The sequence below is a fragment of the Cecembia sp. genome (genome assembly GCF_007126775.1).
Classification (GTDB): domain Bacteria; phylum Bacteroidota; class Bacteroidia; order Cytophagales; family Cyclobacteriaceae; genus Cecembia.
Genome location: NZ_SLAP01000134.1, coordinates 1 through 17,466, shown reverse-complemented (window position 1 = coordinate 17,466; position 17,466 = coordinate 1). Strand labels below are relative to the sequence as shown.

Sequence of the window (17,466 nt, the reverse complement as noted above, 5' to 3'; positions counted from 1 at the left end):
AAATGATCTTTTTTTTAATTTTTTTTTTTTGGCTTCATGCTCCATTTATCTAAATTGTTGATTCAACAAAAATCCAAAATTTTGAAAATACTGACCATTGACGTAGGCGGTACAAATATTAAAGCCAAAATAGAGGGCCCGGAAGATAGGAGGAAGTTTCCATCAGGTCCTGCAATGACACCGAAAAAAATGGTAGACGGAGTTTTAGGAATTACACAGGATTGGGAGTATGATGTGCTTTCTATTGGTTTTCCGGGAATCATCAAGGAGGGTAAAGTAATTACAGAACCAAAAAATTTGGGTAGCGGTTGGAAAGAATTTGATTTTCATACTGCTTTTGGAAAGCCCATAAAGATCATCAATGATGCGGCTATGCAGGCATTAGGTTCCTATTCTGGTAAGGGGGTGCTTTTGTTTTTGGGCTTTGGAACTGGTCTTGGATCAGCAATAGTGGTAGAAGGTAAGGTATTACCCATGGAACTCGCCCATCTTTCCTATTTAAAAGGAACTTTCGAAGATTACGTGGGACTTCGTGGACTCGAGGGAATGGGAAAGGAAAAATGGCAAGAGCATGTACATGCAGTAGTCAAAAGATTTCAGGCAGCCTTTCTTCCTGATGACATAGTATTGGGTGGCGGGAAGTCAAAATATATAGATGATGTACCCGAAGGATGTAGGTTAGGCAATAATAAACTTGCCTACGAGGGCGGTTTTAGACTTTGGAAATAAAAAAATAGACTTTGGAAGGTGAAATGTATTCCGAATTTCACCTTCCAAAATCAACTTTCATTGAACCCGGATTATGCATTAGGGTTCGTTGTGAGAGCAAAAAACACAAAATAATCAAGCATTTAGCGAAAGAAGCATCCCGTACGTACGGGATGGTGAGTGAGCCAAATGCATTGAAACGATTGATTGTAAAGTGTTTTGTGTTCGTAATAACTTGTGCGCCGTGGCTTAGAAATTCTAATGCATATTTCGGGTTAGAGCTTTCTTACCCAAATATTTCTGAAACTGACCAAATCTCCGTGGTCCTGTAGTTTTATGGGGAGTTCATCTGGATGGGCTTTGTAATTAGGAATTCCAATGTATTCTGTTGGCCCTTTGATTTCTACATTATTTTGTACCAAAACACCATTGTGTACCACGGTTACTCTTGCTGGTGATACTACCATGCCATCTGCATTGAATTTTGGTGCAGTAAAGTATATATCATAAGTATTCCACTCTCCCGGTGCCTTCATGGCATTCACCAATGGCGGATATTGTTTGTAAATACTTGCAGCTTGTCCATTGGAGTAGGTTCGGCTTTCATAGGAATCCAAAACCTGTACTTCATAATGTGACATGAGAAAAATTCCGGAGTTTCCCCTACCCTGACCTTCTCCTTTGATGACTGTCGGAGCAGACCATTCGATATGCAATTGCATATCACCAAATCCCATCTTGGTTTCAATATCTCCTTTACCTGGAGCAACAGTCATTACACCGTTTTCCAAATTCCACTCCGGATTTTGGCCAGATCGGGAAGATACAAAATTACTTAAACTGGAACCATCAAAAATCACAATGGCATCCGAAGGTGCCTGGCTGTTTTCTGACCCAGGGGTAACTTTCCTGACTACAGGCTCCCAGAATTCGGTAGCTTCAGGAGGAAGCTTGATGTCTTTTTGTTGTGCCATTAAGGGCATACCAGCTAGAACTAGCAGCATGGTGCAAAAATGCTTTGTTATCTTCATAGGTTTATTGGTTAATTTTTAATTAGGAACCAAATTAATTCAAATCCCTAGTATTCAAAAGCCGTTAATGTATTTTCATTTTCAAAAGCACACATTATGTAATATTTTTCAAAAAATATTCAAATATGAAAAAACAACTACTCCTATTCCTTTTAATGCTATGTACTGTTATTCAAGTGCAAGCGCAATTGGATTATTTTTTTCCGAATGAAAAATTTGATTCTCAAATCCCCAATCCCGAAGCCTTTCTAGGCTATGAAATCGGAGAATGGCATACGCGGTACGACAGGTTAGTTGCTTATTTTGAAGCTTTGGCTGAAAATTCTGAAATGGCAGAACTGCAGATTGTTGGGCATACCAACCAACGTAGACCTCTGGTGGTGTTGGTAATCAGTAAAAAGGACAATATTCAAAACCTTGAAGAGGTTCGTTTGACCCATCTTCAACTTGTGGACCTCCAACAAAACCTTCCAGATGTAAGTGCCATGCCAGCGATAATTAATTTGGCATATTCAGTACACGGAAATGAGCCATCTGGTGGAGAAGCAGCTATATTGACAGCGTATTGGCTTTTGGCATCCCAATCCGAAATGGCCCAAGAAATCAGAGAAAATGCTGTGGTGATGATTGACCCGGCCATCAACCCGGACGGCAGGGATAGACATACCAATTGGGCCAATATGCATAAAGGTTTTCCTCCCATAGCAGACCCATTGGACCGGGAACATAATGAAATATGGCCATCTGGGAGGGTCAACCATTATTGGTTTGACCTAAATAGAGATTGGATGCCATTGGCTCAGCTTGAACTTCAGTCAAAAATAGCTTGGTACCACACTTGGTATCCCAATGTGGTAGGTGATTTCCACGAAATGGGTACAAATAGCACTTATTTCTTTGAACCTACCAAGCCTTTTGGGAGTGAAAATCCGGTGGTTCCAAGGAAAAATTATGAAGACATAAACAGCAAATTTGCTACATACTTTGTCAAAGCTTTGGATAACATCGGAAGTCTTTATTGGACCAAAGAAGTTTTTGACAACAGTTATCCGGGTTATGGGTCTACTTATCCCGATATTCAAGGTGGTTTAGGCTTGGTGTTTGAACAAGGTTCTTCCAGAGGGCATATCCAAAGTTCCCAAAGGGGTGACATTACCTTTCCTTTTACCATCCGCAACCAACTTGAAATCTCCTTGGCGACCATGGAAGCAGGGGTAAAGGAAAGAGAGTACATGCACCGTTATCTGAGAGAATTTTTTGAAACGGCAGTTTCAGAAGCCAGGGCAGATCGGGTAAAAGCCTATGTGTTTGGCGATGAATATGACGATTCCAGAAACAGGCTTTTCCTTAAGTTGTTGTTGGATCATAAAATCAAGGTTTTTGAAAACAATAGAGACCTGACAGCCGAAGGGAAAAGTTTCAAGAAAGGCAAATCGTGGGTGGTTCCAACTTCTCAGCCCCAGTACAGAATGGTTCGCAGTATGTTTGAAAAAGTGACCGAGTTTGCCGATTCCGTTTTTTATGATGCTTCCTCTTGGACCATGGCATTGGCATATGGTATGCCTTATGCAGGACAAACTGCCTTTCAATCCGGTAATGAACTCCATGAGCTGCCAGCGCAGGATCTACATTTCCCGGAAGTGGGAAAATATGTCGCTTATTTGGTGGATTGGTCGGATTACTTTGCGCCAAAATTTTTACATCATATACAAACGGCTGGTCTGCATGCGGAAGTGACTGCCCTGCCCTTTACTTCGGCTACTGAAGACGGCAGCAAAGATTTTCCTGCGGGTTCTCTGATTATTCCTATAGGCTTCCAGCAGCATGATGAGGCAACCGTCAGACAACTATTGAAGGAAGCTGCCGCTACCAGTGGCCAACATGTGTACGCCACCACCACCGGTTTCAGTTTAAAGGGCATTGATCTGGGAAGTAATAATATTTCCGCAGTCAGAACACCTAAAGTGCTTATGCTGATCGGTCAGGGCACTTCTCAGTATGAAGCAGGAGAAATCTGGCATTTATTGGACACCAAAGTAGGTATGCCCATCACTAAAATGGACCTGAGCCTATTCAATAGGGTCAACCTCTATGATTATAATACACTGATCCTTCCTTCTGGTTTTTACAATATCTTGAACAATAGTCAAATCAATCATTTGAAAGATTGGTTGAACCGTGGAGGGACGATCATTTCCCTGAGATCAGCAAGTCAATGGCTACAATCACAGGAAATTGTAAAAGAAGAATACCTCTCTTTAGAACTGATTTCAGAACCTGCATTCCTTCCTTTTGCTTCCAGACGGGATTTTGAGGGCGCCAAAGCCATTGGAGGAAGTATCTACCTTACCTATTTGGACAATACGCACCCACTTGGCTATGGCTACAGAAGCAAGGAAATTCCGGTTTATAGAAATTCCAGCATATTCTTCAAACCTTCCAAAAACAAATACCAAACGCCGGTTCGTTATACTGAAAACCCTCTTTTGGGCGGTTATATTTCTGATGCCAACTTGGAGAAAGTTAAGCAAAGTGCCAGTGTCCTGGTGTCACCTGTGGGTCAAGGAAGGGTCATTCATTTTATTGACAATCCCAATTTTAGGGGGACATGGTTTGGAACCAATAAACTGTTTTTGAATGCTATTTTCTTTGGGGATAAAATGTAATTTAAGGAAAAGGTAAAAGGAGGACTGAGCGTTAAGAAAATGTACAGTGGACATTTTTAGCTCGGGGCCAAGTTGCAGGGTGGGAAAAAAAGCAAAAGGCAAAAGTATTTTCTTTTGCCTTTTTTCATGTTTCATGAGAATATTTGGTGTTGGAAATAAGAGGAAAATAACTTATTCTTTAATTTCGCGTATATTTGCTTTAAAAAAGTGTCATGATGAAGAAGTATCTATTCACTTTTCTTTCATTTTTGGTATTGACATCCTGCACTCAGGATAATGAGCATGGTCCAGACTTTCTTGTGGACAGTTCTTGGGAAAAAACAGAAGTTGTTACTCCTCATTTAGGGACCAGCCTGTCTGAAGATCAAATAGGCTATTAAGAAACTTACCTTTTCTATAGAGCAGGAACATTCAAAAAATTTAATTCAAAGACAGGCATTGAATTTTGGGGTGAGTACAGGCTGTCAGAACCCAGTGAATTGCAGTCAAAGGAGATCCGCTCAGTCTACATTTTACAATACGATTGGTTTGATCTGATAATGAAGGCTTCTCAATTTGAAGATGTAACCGATGAATTTTGTTCGTCTTGTCCCAGCTTAGGGTCCTTTGTTTTTGGTTGGGGTACTACTGAAAGGCTGTTTCTTTATCATGATGGCCGTTTGGTCAATCCTGGCCCATGTTGTTTTAATGATCTGCCTGTTTATTTTTACAGGCAGCTGGATTAATCCTTTGCTTTTTACCAATATATCCCACTTTCTCCAGAAAAAATCACCAAATTTGTGGGTAAAATTTATTCAAGTGTCCAAATCCATTCTTCTCCTTACTCCTCCTTTCACCCAACTCAATACGCCCTATCCTGCAACTGCTTATATCAAGGGTTATCTCAATACTATGGGGAAAAGTACTTTTCAATCGGATCTGGGTATTCGGGTTATCCTGAGGATATTTTCTAAGGAGGGATTGCAAGAGGTATTTGAAGCAATTGGCCAAAAGGATATCCAAAGTTTCAGTCCCAATAGCCGTAGAATTTACAAGTTGCGAGAAGAATATATACAGACCATCTCCCCTATAATCCATTTCCTGCAATTTGAAAACCCCACTTTAGCATACAATATCTGTGATGGAGGTTTTTTGCCGCAGGCATCTCGTTTTGAACAATTGGATGATCTGGAATGGGCTTTTGGTACCATGGGCATTCAGGACAGAGCCAGACACCTGGCTACCCTGTATCTGGAAGACTTAGGAGATCTGATTCAGGAGCTGTTGGATCCTTATTTTGGATTCAGTCGTTATGCAGAGCGCTTGGGTAGGTCTGCTGTTTCCTTTGATCCATTGCATGAAGCCTTGGAATCAGGACTTTCTTTCACGGATAGGTATCTGGTGGAAGAATTGGAAAAGGAAATCCAAGCAGCTGAGCCTTTTCTTATCTGTTTATCCGTCCCTTTTCCCGGTAATTTGTATGGTGCCCTTCGCTGTGGAGCTTACATCAAAGAGAATTACCCACATATCAAAGTAGCCATGGGGGGTGGATATCCGAATACGGAGCTGAGGTCTCTCAAAGACCCACGCGTATTTAGATACCTGGATTTCATCACCTTGGATGATGGAGAAAAACCTTTGACTTGTCTTTTGGAGTTTTTGGATGGGGAAAGGGTACTTGAGCAACTGAAAAGGACATTTGTATTAAAAGAGGCACAGGTAGTCTATATCAATGGGGCAAAAGAAAGTGATATTTCTTTCAGTAAAATAGGAACTCCTGATTATTCAGGCCTTCCACTTAAAAAATACCTTTCCGTGATAGAAATTGCCAATCCAATGCATCGGCTTTGGTCGGATGGTAGGTGGAACAAGCTGACTATGGCCCATGGCTGTTATTGGAAAAAATGTACTTTTTGTGATATCACCTTAGATTATATCAAAAATTATGAACCCATCAGTGCAGCAATTATTTGTAACAGGATCGAGGAATTGATTGCACAAACAGGGGAAACTGGTTTTCATTTTGTGGATGAAGCAGCACCTCCTGCCTTGATGCGGGAATTGGCCATTGAGATACTCAAGAGGAAGCTGAAGATCAGTTGGTGGACCAACATCCGTTTTGAGGAACGTTTTACTTTTGACCTTTGCAGGCTTTTAAAAGCTTCGGGTTGTATCGCAGTCTCTGGGGGATTGGAAGTGGCATCAGACCGCCTCTTGGAGTTAATGCAAAAGGGGGTGACTGTAGCCCAGGTGGCCAGAGTAGCCAGAAATTTTACTGATTCAGGTATCATGGTACATGCTTACCTGATGTATGGCTTTCCGACCCAAACAGCCCAGGAAACCATAGACAGTTTGGAAATGGTACGGCAATTATTTGCCAATGAGGTATTACAATCGGGATTTTGGCACCTTTTCGCAATGACAGCCCACGCTCCCATAGGCCAAGACCCAAAAGTCTACCAGGTAGTAAAAACGGGTCCGGAGCCCGGCCTTTTTGCTGATAACGATCTTAGTCATGAGGACCCATTGGGGACGGACCATGAACATTTTGGTGCTGGTCTGAAGAAAGCCCTATTCAATTACATGCATGGAATATGCCTGGATTTTCCCTTACAGGAATGGTTTGATTTTAGGGTACCAAAAACCACTGTTCCGCCCAACTTTATCAATAAAGTACTACATGAAGAGCATCCTGAGATTTACAAGCCAAGTACCAAAGTTATCTGGATTGGAGGAGATGTTGAATATAAGACCTATACATATCGCAAAAAAGGAAAAGAAAAAGTGGGACATCAGTTGTATTTTGAACACAAAAATGCCAGTACAAAAGTGAAATTAGAGGCAACACATGCCAGCTGGTTAATGGGTGTGCTTTTACATCTTAGACCCTTAGCTGAAGCCAAGTCTATGACTTTTCAAGAATTTGAAGAAAGTTTTAACCATATATCTGGAGGGAATTGGAATGATTTTTTGGAATCGGCTACCTGGAACGCCCTAAGAGATGAAGGGTTGCTGCTGGTATAATGAAAAAAACCCAACCTAGAAGATTGGGTTTTCATTCACTTTAACCACTAACAACCATAAAACAAATTCATCATGCTTTCGGCAATCAGAACGTTGAAAAACATCAATTTTTCGTAGTCGATACGGGAATCGAACCCGTGTTTCATCCGTGAAAGGGATGCGTCCTAACCCCTAGACGAACGGACCGTTTTTGGCTTTCTGTAAGCCGTTTTTTAAACGGTGATGCAAATATAGAGGCTTAAATCTACATTCCAAAACCTGACAAAAAAATATTTGGTTCAACACCTCAAAATACTGAAAACTAGCAGGAAAAAATAATTTTAGTCTTTACGGACCAACTTTATTAATTTCACCCCCTTATTGATTTCAGACTGACCAACTATATGAGAAATAAGCGTGTGGCTGTAAATGGTTGCGGCAGAATAGGCCGATTGACCATCAAATTGTTAATGGAGAAAGAAGGCATTGACCTGGTGGCAGTCAATGATTTGACTGATCCTAAAACATTGGCTCATTTGCTACAATACGACTCAGTTCATGGAAGATATCCCCATACAGTAAGTGTCCATGAGGGAGATATTTTCATCAAAAACCATCAAATAAAAATCTTTGCGGAAAAGGATCCTTCTCAAATTCCATGGGGAGACCTGGATGTGGATATTGTTTTGGAATCAACCGGCAGGTTTACTGATAAATCCAGTGCTTCGGGACATTTGAAGGCGGGAGCTAAAAAAGTGATCATTACTGCTCCAGCAAAGGATAAAGACGTTCCTACTGTCGTATTGGGTGTAAATGACCACATATTGACCGGAAATGAAAAAATTATTTCGAATGCCTCCTGCACTACCAACTGTCTTGCCCCAATGGTCAAGTTGCTGGATGAGCGATTCGGAATTGTTAAGGGTTTTGTATCTACTGTTCACTCTTATACCAATGACCAAAATTTACACGATGCACCCCATAGGGACCTCCGCAGGGCAAGAGCAGCGGCATATTCCATCATTCCGACTACTACCCATGCTGCCAAAGCCATGGAAATCGTTTTGCCTCATTTGAAAGGCAAAATAGAGGCGTCTGCGATGAGGGTACCTGTTCCGGATGGTTCTTTGACCGATCTGATTGTACAATTGGAAAGAGATGCCAGCAGAGAGGAAATCAATCAGGCGTTTTTGGAGAGTTCAAAAGCTGAATTGAAGGGCATATTGGAATACGTAGAAGATCCCATCGTATCCATTGATATTATCGGCAATCCGCATTCCTGTATTTTTGATTCCGAACTGACATCATCCAAAGGCAATTTGATAAAAATCGTAGGTTGGTATGACAATGAAGCCGGCTATTCCAACAGGTTGGTAGATCTGGTGATGAAGTAAGGGCCTTGCTTATTCTGTACCTGCGATTTTCTTGAACTCAGGCTCGACAAAATCAATGGCTTCCTGAACCGCATCGAGGAATTTTTCAAAATGAGCTAAAAATTCTGGACCAAAACCAGATGTTTCAATCACTTCTTTTCCTTCCGAAAGAATATCATTTAAGGGATTTACTTCAAACATTGCAAGTGAAGGCTTCACCTTGTGCCGTATTTCCTGAATGGTTTCTTCGTCTTCTTCTGCTGCCCCCTGGATATAAACATCCCTCAATTCAACAAGGGAATTGTAAATGGCCGTGATAAGTTCCGCCTTGAAATCGGCATCTCCATCAGTCATCTCATCGATTTTGTCAAAATTCAAAGGTGGCGTATTTAACATGCTCAAAATTATAGTATAGCATTTTTACCGGCCAGGTAACCGGTGCTCCAGGCAGCCTGAAAATTGAAACCTCCGGTTATACCATCAATATCAAGCACCTCACCTGCGAAAAACAAACCTTTTATAAGCTTACTTTCCATGTTTTCAGGACTTACCTCATTCAAATCAACACCACCTGCAGTAACAAACTCTTCTTTGAATGTTGTCTTTCCTTTCACGCTCACAATATAGCAAAAAAGATTCTGAACCAATTTATGGAATTGTTTTTTTGCCAGATTTTGCCAGAGAAGATCCTCATTGATTTCGGAATTCCCACATATATGTACCCAAAGTCTTGCCGGCATTTCGAAAAGTGGATTACTGCTTATTTTTTTCTTTGGATGCTGGGTTTTGAAGTTTTGAAGATCTCTTACCAATTGCTCTTCTGTCCAATCTTTGTTCCAGCGGATGTGCACATTACACAAGTAACTTTTTTCATGAAGCCATTTTGCACCAAATGCCGATAACTTGAGTACTGCAGGACCACTCAGACCCCAATGGGTTATCAGCACCGGGCCACTGTAAGCCATTTTGCTCCCTTCCAGCCTTATTAATGCCTGTGGAACTGATAAGCCCATCAGTTTTCTCAATGGCTCATTGGGCGTGTTGAAGGTGAATAATGAAGGAATGGGAGACACAATTTTATGTCCTAATTCCTTTATAAATCCAAAACCAGATTCTTTGGGAAAACCGCCGATACATATGATAAGCCGGTCAAACTCCCAGTCTTTTTCCCGGCATAGTACTTTGAACTTATTTCTATCAGGCTGAATTTTCTCCACTCCCTGATTCAAAATAATTTGAACCCCAAGTTTGATTGCTTCTTCTTGTAGCGCATCAATGATAGACTGGGATTTATCAGATAGGGGAAAGATCCGCCCATCTGATTCTACTTTTAAGGGAACTCCCCTACTCTCAAACCAGGAAATGGTGTCAATAACACTGAAATGCGTAAATACTTTTTTTAAAAATTTTTCTCCCCTTGGATAATTCTTGACCAGTTTTGAATTTTCGGTGGCCGCGTGAGTGACATTACATCTTCCTCCTCCCGAAATTTTCACCTTGGACAAGGTTTTGGAAGTCTTTTCCAACAAATATACCGAAGCACCCGAATGGGCTGCATGTATAGCAGCAAAATACCCGGCAGCTCCGGCGCCTATTACACCTACTTTCATTCTGAATATGAAATTGATTTTATTACTTACAGGGAATACTATTCGTCCGCTTACAAAATAAGGAAACAAATCTGAAAGAGTTCAGGTATTATTCCTTTTCAATTCAAGTTTTTTCCTTTTAATTCAAGCTTTGGACGAAGTGATACCCTATGAAAAAATCCCTGATTTTGTATACATTCCTTGGCTTAATTGCCATAAGCTGCCAACCAGGAAATGACAGCCTGGAGGAAAAACCAGCGATCAAGGGCATTGAATTGACATTGGAGGAGGCCAATCGATTGGCTGCTATGCCCCTTCACTGCCTACAGGAGGAATATCCCAATAAATTGAATCAGACCTTGGAAAGTGAATCCTACTTAAAAGGTCCAAAAGCACTTCATCCTGCATTTTATGGCTGTTTTGACTGGCATTCAAGTGTTCACGGTCACTGGATGTTGGTGGCTTTGCTAAGGCAATTTCCTGAATTGGAGCAAAGGGAGTTGATCCAAAGCAAGCTGTTGGAAAATATCAGTAAGGAAAATATTGCCGTTGAAGTGGCTTATTTCCATATGCCCCAAAACAGCAGCTTTGAAAGGACCTATGGTTGGGCCTGGGTTTTGAAATTGGCGGAGGAATTGTATGTTTGGGATGATCCTTTGGCCAGAGAGTTGGAGGAAAACTTACAGCCTTTGACAGCCCTGATGGTGGAGAAATACCTGGAGTTTTTACCTAAGTTGATTTACCCCATTCGGGTTGGTGAACATACCAATATCGCCTTTGGCCTGTCTTTGGCCTATGATTATGCGCAAACCTTAGAGGACGAAGTATTGAAAGAAATGATAAAAAACAGGGCAATGGATTGGTTTCAGGATGATACGGACTGTCCTTTGACTTGGGAACCCAGTGGTTTTGATTTCTTATCTCCCTGTTTACAGGAGTTGGATGTGATGCGTAAAATACTCAGTCCCGATGATTTTAAAACCTGGGTAGACCGCTTTATGCCTACTCTGGCCAATAGGGAATTTGAATTGGCACCTGGTAGAGTCAGTGACCGGACGGATGGCAAATTGGTGCATCTTGACGGTTTGAATTTCAGTAGGGCCTGGGTTTTATATGGCTTGATCAATGCATTTCCCGAGGAATACGGACATTTGATTGCTATTGCCAACCAACATATCGAATATTCTTTGCCATCCATTGTAGATGATAATTATGAGGGAACGCATTGGTTGGGATCTTTTGCTATATATGCTTTACAGCAGGCACCATGATCAGCAATTGGAAGAAATACCTTGGTCCTGGACCTTTGGTAGCCGCTGCTTTTATTGGGCCGGGAACTGTGACCGTATGCACCCTTGCAGGCGTACAGTTTGGCTATGAATTGCTTTGGGCATTGGGCCTTTCTGTTATTACCACCATTGTCTTACAGGAGATGGCGGCGCGGATTGGCTTGATCAGTCAGCGGGGATTGGCAGCAAATATTTCCGTTACAATCAAAAAAGCTATTTGGCGATATTTTTCCATTGGATTGGTATTGCTTGCCGTCGTCATTGGGAATGCTGCCTATGAAGCAGGAAATATTGGTGGCGGTGCTTTGGGAGCGGCTATTTGGATAGATATTTCCCCTATTTCTTTCTATAAACTCGAACTTCAGCCCTTAAATTTTTTGATAGGATTATTGGCTTTGCTGCTTTTGTTCAGTGGTAGTTACACTTTTATTACCAAAGTACTTACTGGTTTGGTAATCGTGATGAGTTTGGCTTTTATCAGCACTGCATTGATGGTACAGCCAAATTTGGGGTTTTTGTTACAAGGTTTTGTTCCTGTAGTTCGGACAGATACGATCATTACTACGGTAGCATTGATAGGAACCACTGTAGTTCCCTATAATCTTTTTTTACATTCGGGTTTGGTTGCTAAGAGATGGCAAGAGGTTTCTGATTTGCGTTATGTCAGAGCTGATACCATTATTTCGGTAGTAATTGGTGGCCTGGTTTCCATGGCAATTGTCATCACTGCACATGCAGGAGCTGCGTTTGAGGTACAGTCAGCAACTGATTTGGCTAAGGGCCTTGAACCTTTATTGGGTGGTCTTTGGGCAACATATTTTATCTCTTTTGGATTATTTGCAGCAGGTATTACCTCTGCCATTACAGCACCCTTGGCCGGTGCAATGGTCATTTCAGGCTGTTTTGGTTGGTCAACGGATATAAAAAGTTGGCCTATGCGGGGCAGTATTCTCGTGATATTAGGTTTGGGACTGGTATTTGCATCATTAGGCATAAGGCCTGTTCAATTGATCACCATGGCACAATTGGCGAATGGCATATTACTTCCCTTGTTATCAGCTTATGTAATCTGGCTGGCCAATCAAAAATCACTCCTTCATCTTTATACGAATACGAAGGGATTCAATCTACTCAGTCTTTTTATATGGGGAATAACTTTAATTCTTGGAGGCATAAGTGTATTAAAAGTTATGGGGTGGATTTAGATTTTTAGATGTTTAATTAACATAAGATGCAAAACCCCTTTTCCCCCTTCGACAAGCCCTTTGTATCGCTTTTGCCTTGGCTCTTAAAATCCTGAACCCTCTGAAATACTTCGGAGCAAGCTGAATTCTGAACTACTCCGATTCAAATGTTCATAGTTTTACGAACCTTAAAAGGTACATTTAAACCCATGAACCCTGAACCCCTAAAACCTTGGTCTCATATAGGAATTATATTCCTTTGATGGATCTTTGGAATAAAGCTTCGCAGGATATATTTGGTTTCAGGAATGTGTTTTACAATTCGGAGGCTTGCTACAATTTCTTCATTGTTATTTTGATATTCTTCCTGGGATATAAAACCATAAGCAGAAAAAACACCATTTTCGAAATAAAGTGCACAGTTCTCATGGGTAGACCTCCCTTTATCCTTGATCAAAACCGCACCTTTATTATTGGTTATACAAGCAAGAAATTCCTTGGCCCGTTGATTGTATAATGCTGGTTTTTCCTTTTCGCAACAAGCACCATGACATTTGCCTATTTGATGGTCGTAACAGGCTTCAGGAGTTTTTTGAATTCCGGTCAATTTTGGGCAAAGTTCAAATTCAGTAGTTTTATCCATCATAAATTTCCAGGCTTCTGAATGGGAGTCAAATTCCATAATGCTTTGGATTTTTGGATTGTTTTTGCTTACCTGGAAGCGGATAAATCCATTACTGTCTTCATATTGGAACAATGCCCATTGACTGCTCTTGTATTTTTGTGCCCTGTTAAATTTGGGCCAAAGGCTTTTGATTTCCAGTATTTCCAAGAGATAGGCCAGGAATTCGGAACCGGTCAATTCCCAAGTGATATCATGGATTTCTGACTTCAAAGCGAGTTTTTCTTCAGAATTCCCTGAAAAGTGACTTTTAAACCTTGATTTGATATTTGCCGCTTTGCCCACATAAATGACCTGACCATGCCTGTCATGAAAAAAATAAATGCCAGTGGCTTCAGGAAGAGATTGGAATTTTTCCTGACTGATGTGGGGAGGTAAAAACTGTTCCCCTTTCCCTTTTTTAAGGCTTTGAAAAATGATATCCGATTGATGCTGGTAAATCTTTTGGAAGAGAATAGCTGTTGCTTCTGCATCTCCAAAAGCCCTATGCCTATGGCTGATTTCTATGGCCAATTGCTCACATATTCTTCCCAAACCGTAAGAGCCCAAACCAGGGAATGCTTTTCTGCTCAATCTTACCGTACAAAGCTTAGGAAGATTCAGTTCTTTTCCGATAGCTTTAAAGGCTTCCCTGATAAAGGCATAATCAAAATTGACATTGTGGGCGACGAAAGTTCTTCCCTCAAGAAGATTCCAGAGATCTTCTGCTATTTCTTCAAATTTTGGGGCATCTTCCACCATTTCCTGGCTGATACCCGTAAGTCCGGTAATAAAATTGGGGATATACCGTTCTGGATTAACTAAGGTATGGAAGCGTTCAATAATGTTGTTGCCATTGAAAACCAAAGCCGCAATTTCAGTAATCCCTCCCTGACTGGGATTGCCTCCTGTAGTTTCAATATCGACGATTACAAATTCCATGCTTCTTTGACAATTATAGGAAATTTACGGCTTCTTGTATGGGTAAATAACATTTTCTGTCAGCAATTGTCTTACAATAATCAACCAATTATCAAATTAGATTACGGATCATTGATTTCCTTGGTGTTTAAAGCCAAAAGTTTTTTATATTCCAAAGTTAAAACCTAATAACCTATTTGCTTTGAAAAGAAGAGATTTTGTAAAGTTAAGTGCCCTTTTATCCGCTTCTACAGTGCTTCCTCTGTCTGCAGGTGCCCCCAATGACAAGGTGTATTCCATTGGAATTTTAGGATATGGTGATCGGGGTTCGGGATTGCACCAGGTTCTCAACAGTATGCCCGGTAAATTTATTGTGAGAGGTATTTGTGACGACCTTCCCGAAAGATTGGATAAAGCCAAAAGGAATTTTCCAACCGGTATCCAATTTCATAGGGATTATAGGGCTCTATTGGATCAGAGGAACTTGGATGTGATCTTGGTCGCTACACCGCTGTATCTGCATTTTGATCATGCCAAAGCAGTGTTGGATTCAGGTAAACACCTCTTTTTGGAAAAAACCATGGTCTTCAATACAGCGCAGGCCATTGAACTGAATAAAATCAAAGGTAAATATCCCAATCAGGTCATCCAAATTGGTCACCAATATCGTTATTCTCCCCTTTATTTTAAGGTGAAGGAAATGATCAAGGAGGGCTGGTTGGGTAAAGTAACCCAAGTCAGTGCAAGATGGGACAGAAATAATGATTGGAGAAGGCCTGTTCCCAATCCGGAATTGGAAAGAAAGATCAACTGGAGAATGTACAAGGAATATTCAGGTGGTTTGGTAGCTGAATTGCTCTCCCATCAGATGGATTTTATCCATTGGGCCTTTGATGCCCGACCTTCTTCCATTTATGGGGTCGGGGGAATAGATCATTTCAAAGATGGCAGGGAGACTTTTGATAATGTTCAGGTTACCTTACGCTATGAACAGGAAGGAATGGTTGGAAATTTTGGTGCCACTTGTGCCAATCAATACGAAGGTTATTCCTTTAAAATCAAAGGAAGTAAGGGTATGGTGTCCTTGTTGATGAATGAGGGTATCTTCTACCCCGAACCTGAGACTAGAGCTGAACTGGAACAAGTGGATGGCGTCTCCGGTGCTACCCGATTGACCTGGTCTTCTGACAAAAAAGGGGTCAAAATACTGGATCAGCCCACAAGGGATGGTTCCTTTTATGCCATGGAAGACTATTATCGTTGTCTAATGGAATCAGAACTACCTTATTCCAATATCATCAATGCGGGTAAGACTGCTATTGCAGTAGCTTTGGCCAATGAATCCTTGTATACAGGGAAAAAAATGGATTGGCGCCCAGAATTTGATTTAGGATAGTCAGATAATATAAAAATCGGATCCTAGGATCCGATTTTTATGTGTTCAGTTCAAATAAAAGTTATGGTTGGATAATATTTTAAAAGTTTTGCTTATTTACCGTTATAAAGTCAAATGTCTATATAAAACGAACTTATGTAAATACCCCATATGGGGTATTTTTTGCTCTTTTTTTAAAAAAACCGTTTCGAAATCCAAATCACCACTAAACCTTAGGCCCTTAAACTTTAATCATTTAAACCAATTCGCCTTTTAGGACTTTTTCTTTAAACTTAATTCATCACTCTTCATTTTACATCATTTATCCTAATTACCTTACATATTCTGCAATCAATTTCTCAGCACACCTTTCTCCATCCATGGCCGCAGATACTATGCCCCCGGCATATCCGGCACCTTCCCCACATGGATAAAGTCTCTTGATGATAGGGTGCTCAAAGCTCTCTCTGTCTCTTGGAATTCTTACAGGTGAGGAGGTTCGGCTTTCCACACCAATGATTTGCGCCTCATTGGTCAGGTAACCTTTCATCTTTTTTCCAAAAGCCGCAAAGCCTTGTTTCAACCTTTCCGCAATGAAATCTGGCAGCACTTCATACATATCCACGGATTTTAAACCAGGTTGGTAAGAAGTATCCAAAAGCGAATTACTGACCTTTTTATTGACAAAATCCACCATGCGCTGGGCTGGTGCTGTTTGGGTTTCTCCTCCGAATTTCCATGCCCTTTGCTCCACTTCTGCCTGGAACATCATGGCAGCCAAAGGTCCATATTTCTGATATTGGGGTAAATCTTCCAGTTCAACAGCTGCGACCATTCCTGAATTGGCATACTTGCTGTCCCTTCTACTGGGACTCATGCCGTTAACCACAATTTCTCCTGGAGAAGTAGCTGCAGGAACAATAAACCCACCTGGACACATACAAAATGAAAAGACACCCCGCTGCTTGCCCTGAAAGTAGGTCTGTTGTACCAAAGAATAAGAAGAAGCCGGCAAATAGGGTCCTCTGTCCACCTCACAATGGTATTGAATCCGATCAATCAGGTTTTGGCTGTGTTCAATCCTCACCCCTAAGGCAAAAGGTTTGGCTTCTATCAAGATGTTTTTGTGTTTCAGCAAATGAAAAATATCCCTTGCAGAATGTCCGGTGGCTAAAATGACCCCAATTCCCTTGATTTTTTCCCCATCATGGGTGACCACTCCTTTCATCTCATTCCCTTCCAAAATGAAATCCACCACCTTGGTGTCAAAAAGAACTTCCCCTCCTGCCTGCAGGATACTTTCCCTTAGTTCTGCCACCAGTTTAGGCAGTTTGTTGGTACCTATATGCGGATGCGCATCCACCAAGATCTCTTCTGTGGCACCATGGGCAACCAGGATTTCCATTATTCTTCTAATATCTCCCCGCTTTTTGGACCTTGTGTATAATTTTCCATCTGAATAGGTACCCGCTCCTCCTTCCCCGAAACAATAATTGGATTCGGGATTGACAATATGCTCTTTGTTGATTGCTGCCAAATCCCTCCTTCTGGCCCTTACATCCTTGCCTCTTTCGATCAGGATAGGCTTGATGCCTAATTCAATGGCCCGCAGTGCTGCAAATAATCCTGCCGGACCAGCACCTATGACAATCAATTGGTCTTTATTGGAGACGTTCTGATAAGCTTT

General features: G+C 41.2%; 13 protein-coding genes and 1 tRNA gene. 8 read left to right on the top strand and 6 right to left on the bottom strand.

Annotation, left to right across the window (positions count from 1 at the left end; genetic code table 11):
- Positions 1-81 precede the first annotated feature (81 nt).
- Positions 82-729: an ROK family protein gene (locus QZT73_RS09175; protein WP_291780281.1), complete on the top strand. Its 648-nt coding sequence runs from the start codon at positions 82-84 to the stop codon at positions 727-729.
- 254 nt (positions 730-983) lie between these two features.
- On the opposite strand, the gene QZT73_RS09170 is transcribed toward QZT73_RS09175, so the two are convergent.
- Complete coding sequence (locus QZT73_RS09170; RefSeq protein WP_291780284.1) at positions 984-1,739, bottom strand: DUF1080 domain-containing protein; 756 nt, start codon at positions 1,737-1,739, stop codon at positions 984-986.
- Between the two features lie 125 nt (positions 1,740-1,864).
- On the opposite strand from QZT73_RS09170, the gene QZT73_RS09165 reads away from it, so the two are divergent.
- The 3 genes from QZT73_RS09165 (at position 1,865) to QZT73_RS09155 (ending at position 7,408) form a co-directional block, all read left to right on the top strand.
- Positions 1,865-4,405, top strand: a complete 2,541-nt coding sequence (locus QZT73_RS09165) for a M14 family zinc carboxypeptidase (RefSeq protein ID WP_291787750.1) — start codon at positions 1,865-1,867, stop codon at positions 4,403-4,405.
- Positions 4,406-4,617: 212 nt separating this feature from the next.
- On the top strand, positions 4,618-4,785 hold the full coding sequence (locus tag QZT73_RS09160; protein ID WP_291787747.1) for a lipoprotein: 168 nt from the start codon (positions 4,618-4,620) through the stop codon (positions 4,783-4,785).
- A 418-nt stretch (positions 4,786-5,203) separates the two neighbouring features.
- Positions 5,204-7,408, top strand: a complete 2,205-nt coding sequence (locus QZT73_RS09155) for a radical SAM protein (RefSeq protein WP_291787745.1) — start codon at positions 5,204-5,206, stop codon at positions 7,406-7,408.
- Between the two features lie 114 nt (positions 7,409-7,522).
- Here QZT73_RS09155 and QZT73_RS09150 read toward each other — a convergent pair.
- Positions 7,523-7,594 (bottom strand) — tRNA-Glu (locus QZT73_RS09150).
- Between the two features lie 197 nt (positions 7,595-7,791).
- On the opposite strand from QZT73_RS09150, the gene gap reads away from it, so the two are divergent.
- A complete protein-coding gene (gene gap, locus QZT73_RS09145; protein WP_291780296.1) occupies positions 7,792-8,781 on the top strand; it encodes a type I glyceraldehyde-3-phosphate dehydrogenase in 990 nt (329 codons plus the stop codon).
- Between the two features lie 9 nt (positions 8,782-8,790).
- Here the strand turns inward: gap and QZT73_RS09140 are convergent, their stop codons facing one another.
- The gene (locus QZT73_RS09140) at positions 8,791-9,156 is read right to left on the bottom strand and encodes a hypothetical protein (protein WP_291780299.1); all 366 of its coding nucleotides are present in this window, start codon (positions 9,154-9,156) and stop codon (positions 8,791-8,793) included.
- An 8-nt stretch (positions 9,157-9,164) separates the two neighbouring features.
- The gene (locus tag QZT73_RS09135; RefSeq protein ID WP_363331091.1) at positions 9,165-10,370 is read right to left on the bottom strand and encodes an NAD(P)/FAD-dependent oxidoreductase; all 1,206 of its coding nucleotides are present in this window, start codon (positions 10,368-10,370) and stop codon (positions 9,165-9,167) included.
- 149 nt (positions 10,371-10,519) lie between these two features.
- On the opposite strand from QZT73_RS09135, the gene QZT73_RS09130 reads away from it, so the two are divergent.
- Together QZT73_RS09130 and QZT73_RS09125 are read left to right on the top strand one after the other, a co-directional pair.
- The gene (locus QZT73_RS09130) at positions 10,520-11,620 is read left to right on the top strand and encodes a DUF2891 domain-containing protein (protein ID WP_291780301.1); all 1,101 of its coding nucleotides are present in this window, start codon (positions 10,520-10,522) and stop codon (positions 11,618-11,620) included.
- Entirely contained in the window at positions 11,617-12,843 is a 1,227-nt protein-coding gene (locus QZT73_RS09125; RefSeq protein WP_291780303.1) for a divalent metal cation transporter, read from the top strand. The genes QZT73_RS09130 and QZT73_RS09125 overlap by 4 nt, the downstream gene beginning before the upstream one ends.
- 217 nt (positions 12,844-13,060) lie before the next feature.
- Here QZT73_RS09125 and QZT73_RS09120 read toward each other — a convergent pair whose 3' ends face one another.
- Positions 13,061-14,425, bottom strand: coding sequence for an exonuclease domain-containing protein (locus QZT73_RS09120; protein ID WP_291787743.1), 1,365 nt, complete (start codon positions 14,423-14,425; stop codon positions 13,061-13,063).
- 181 nt (positions 14,426-14,606) lie between these two features.
- Between QZT73_RS09120 and QZT73_RS09115 the strand changes: the two genes are divergently transcribed.
- Positions 14,607-15,800 (top strand): Gfo/Idh/MocA family oxidoreductase, encoded by a 1,194-nt coding sequence (locus QZT73_RS09115; RefSeq protein ID WP_291780309.1) that lies wholly within the window; start codon positions 14,607-14,609, stop codon positions 15,798-15,800.
- A gap of 310 nt (positions 15,801-16,110) precedes the next feature.
- On the opposite strand, the gene QZT73_RS09110 is transcribed toward QZT73_RS09115, so the two are convergent.
- Positions 16,111-17,466 (bottom strand): FAD-dependent oxidoreductase (locus QZT73_RS09110; RefSeq protein ID WP_291787741.1); only part of this gene is annotated, 1,356 nt, incomplete at its 5' end.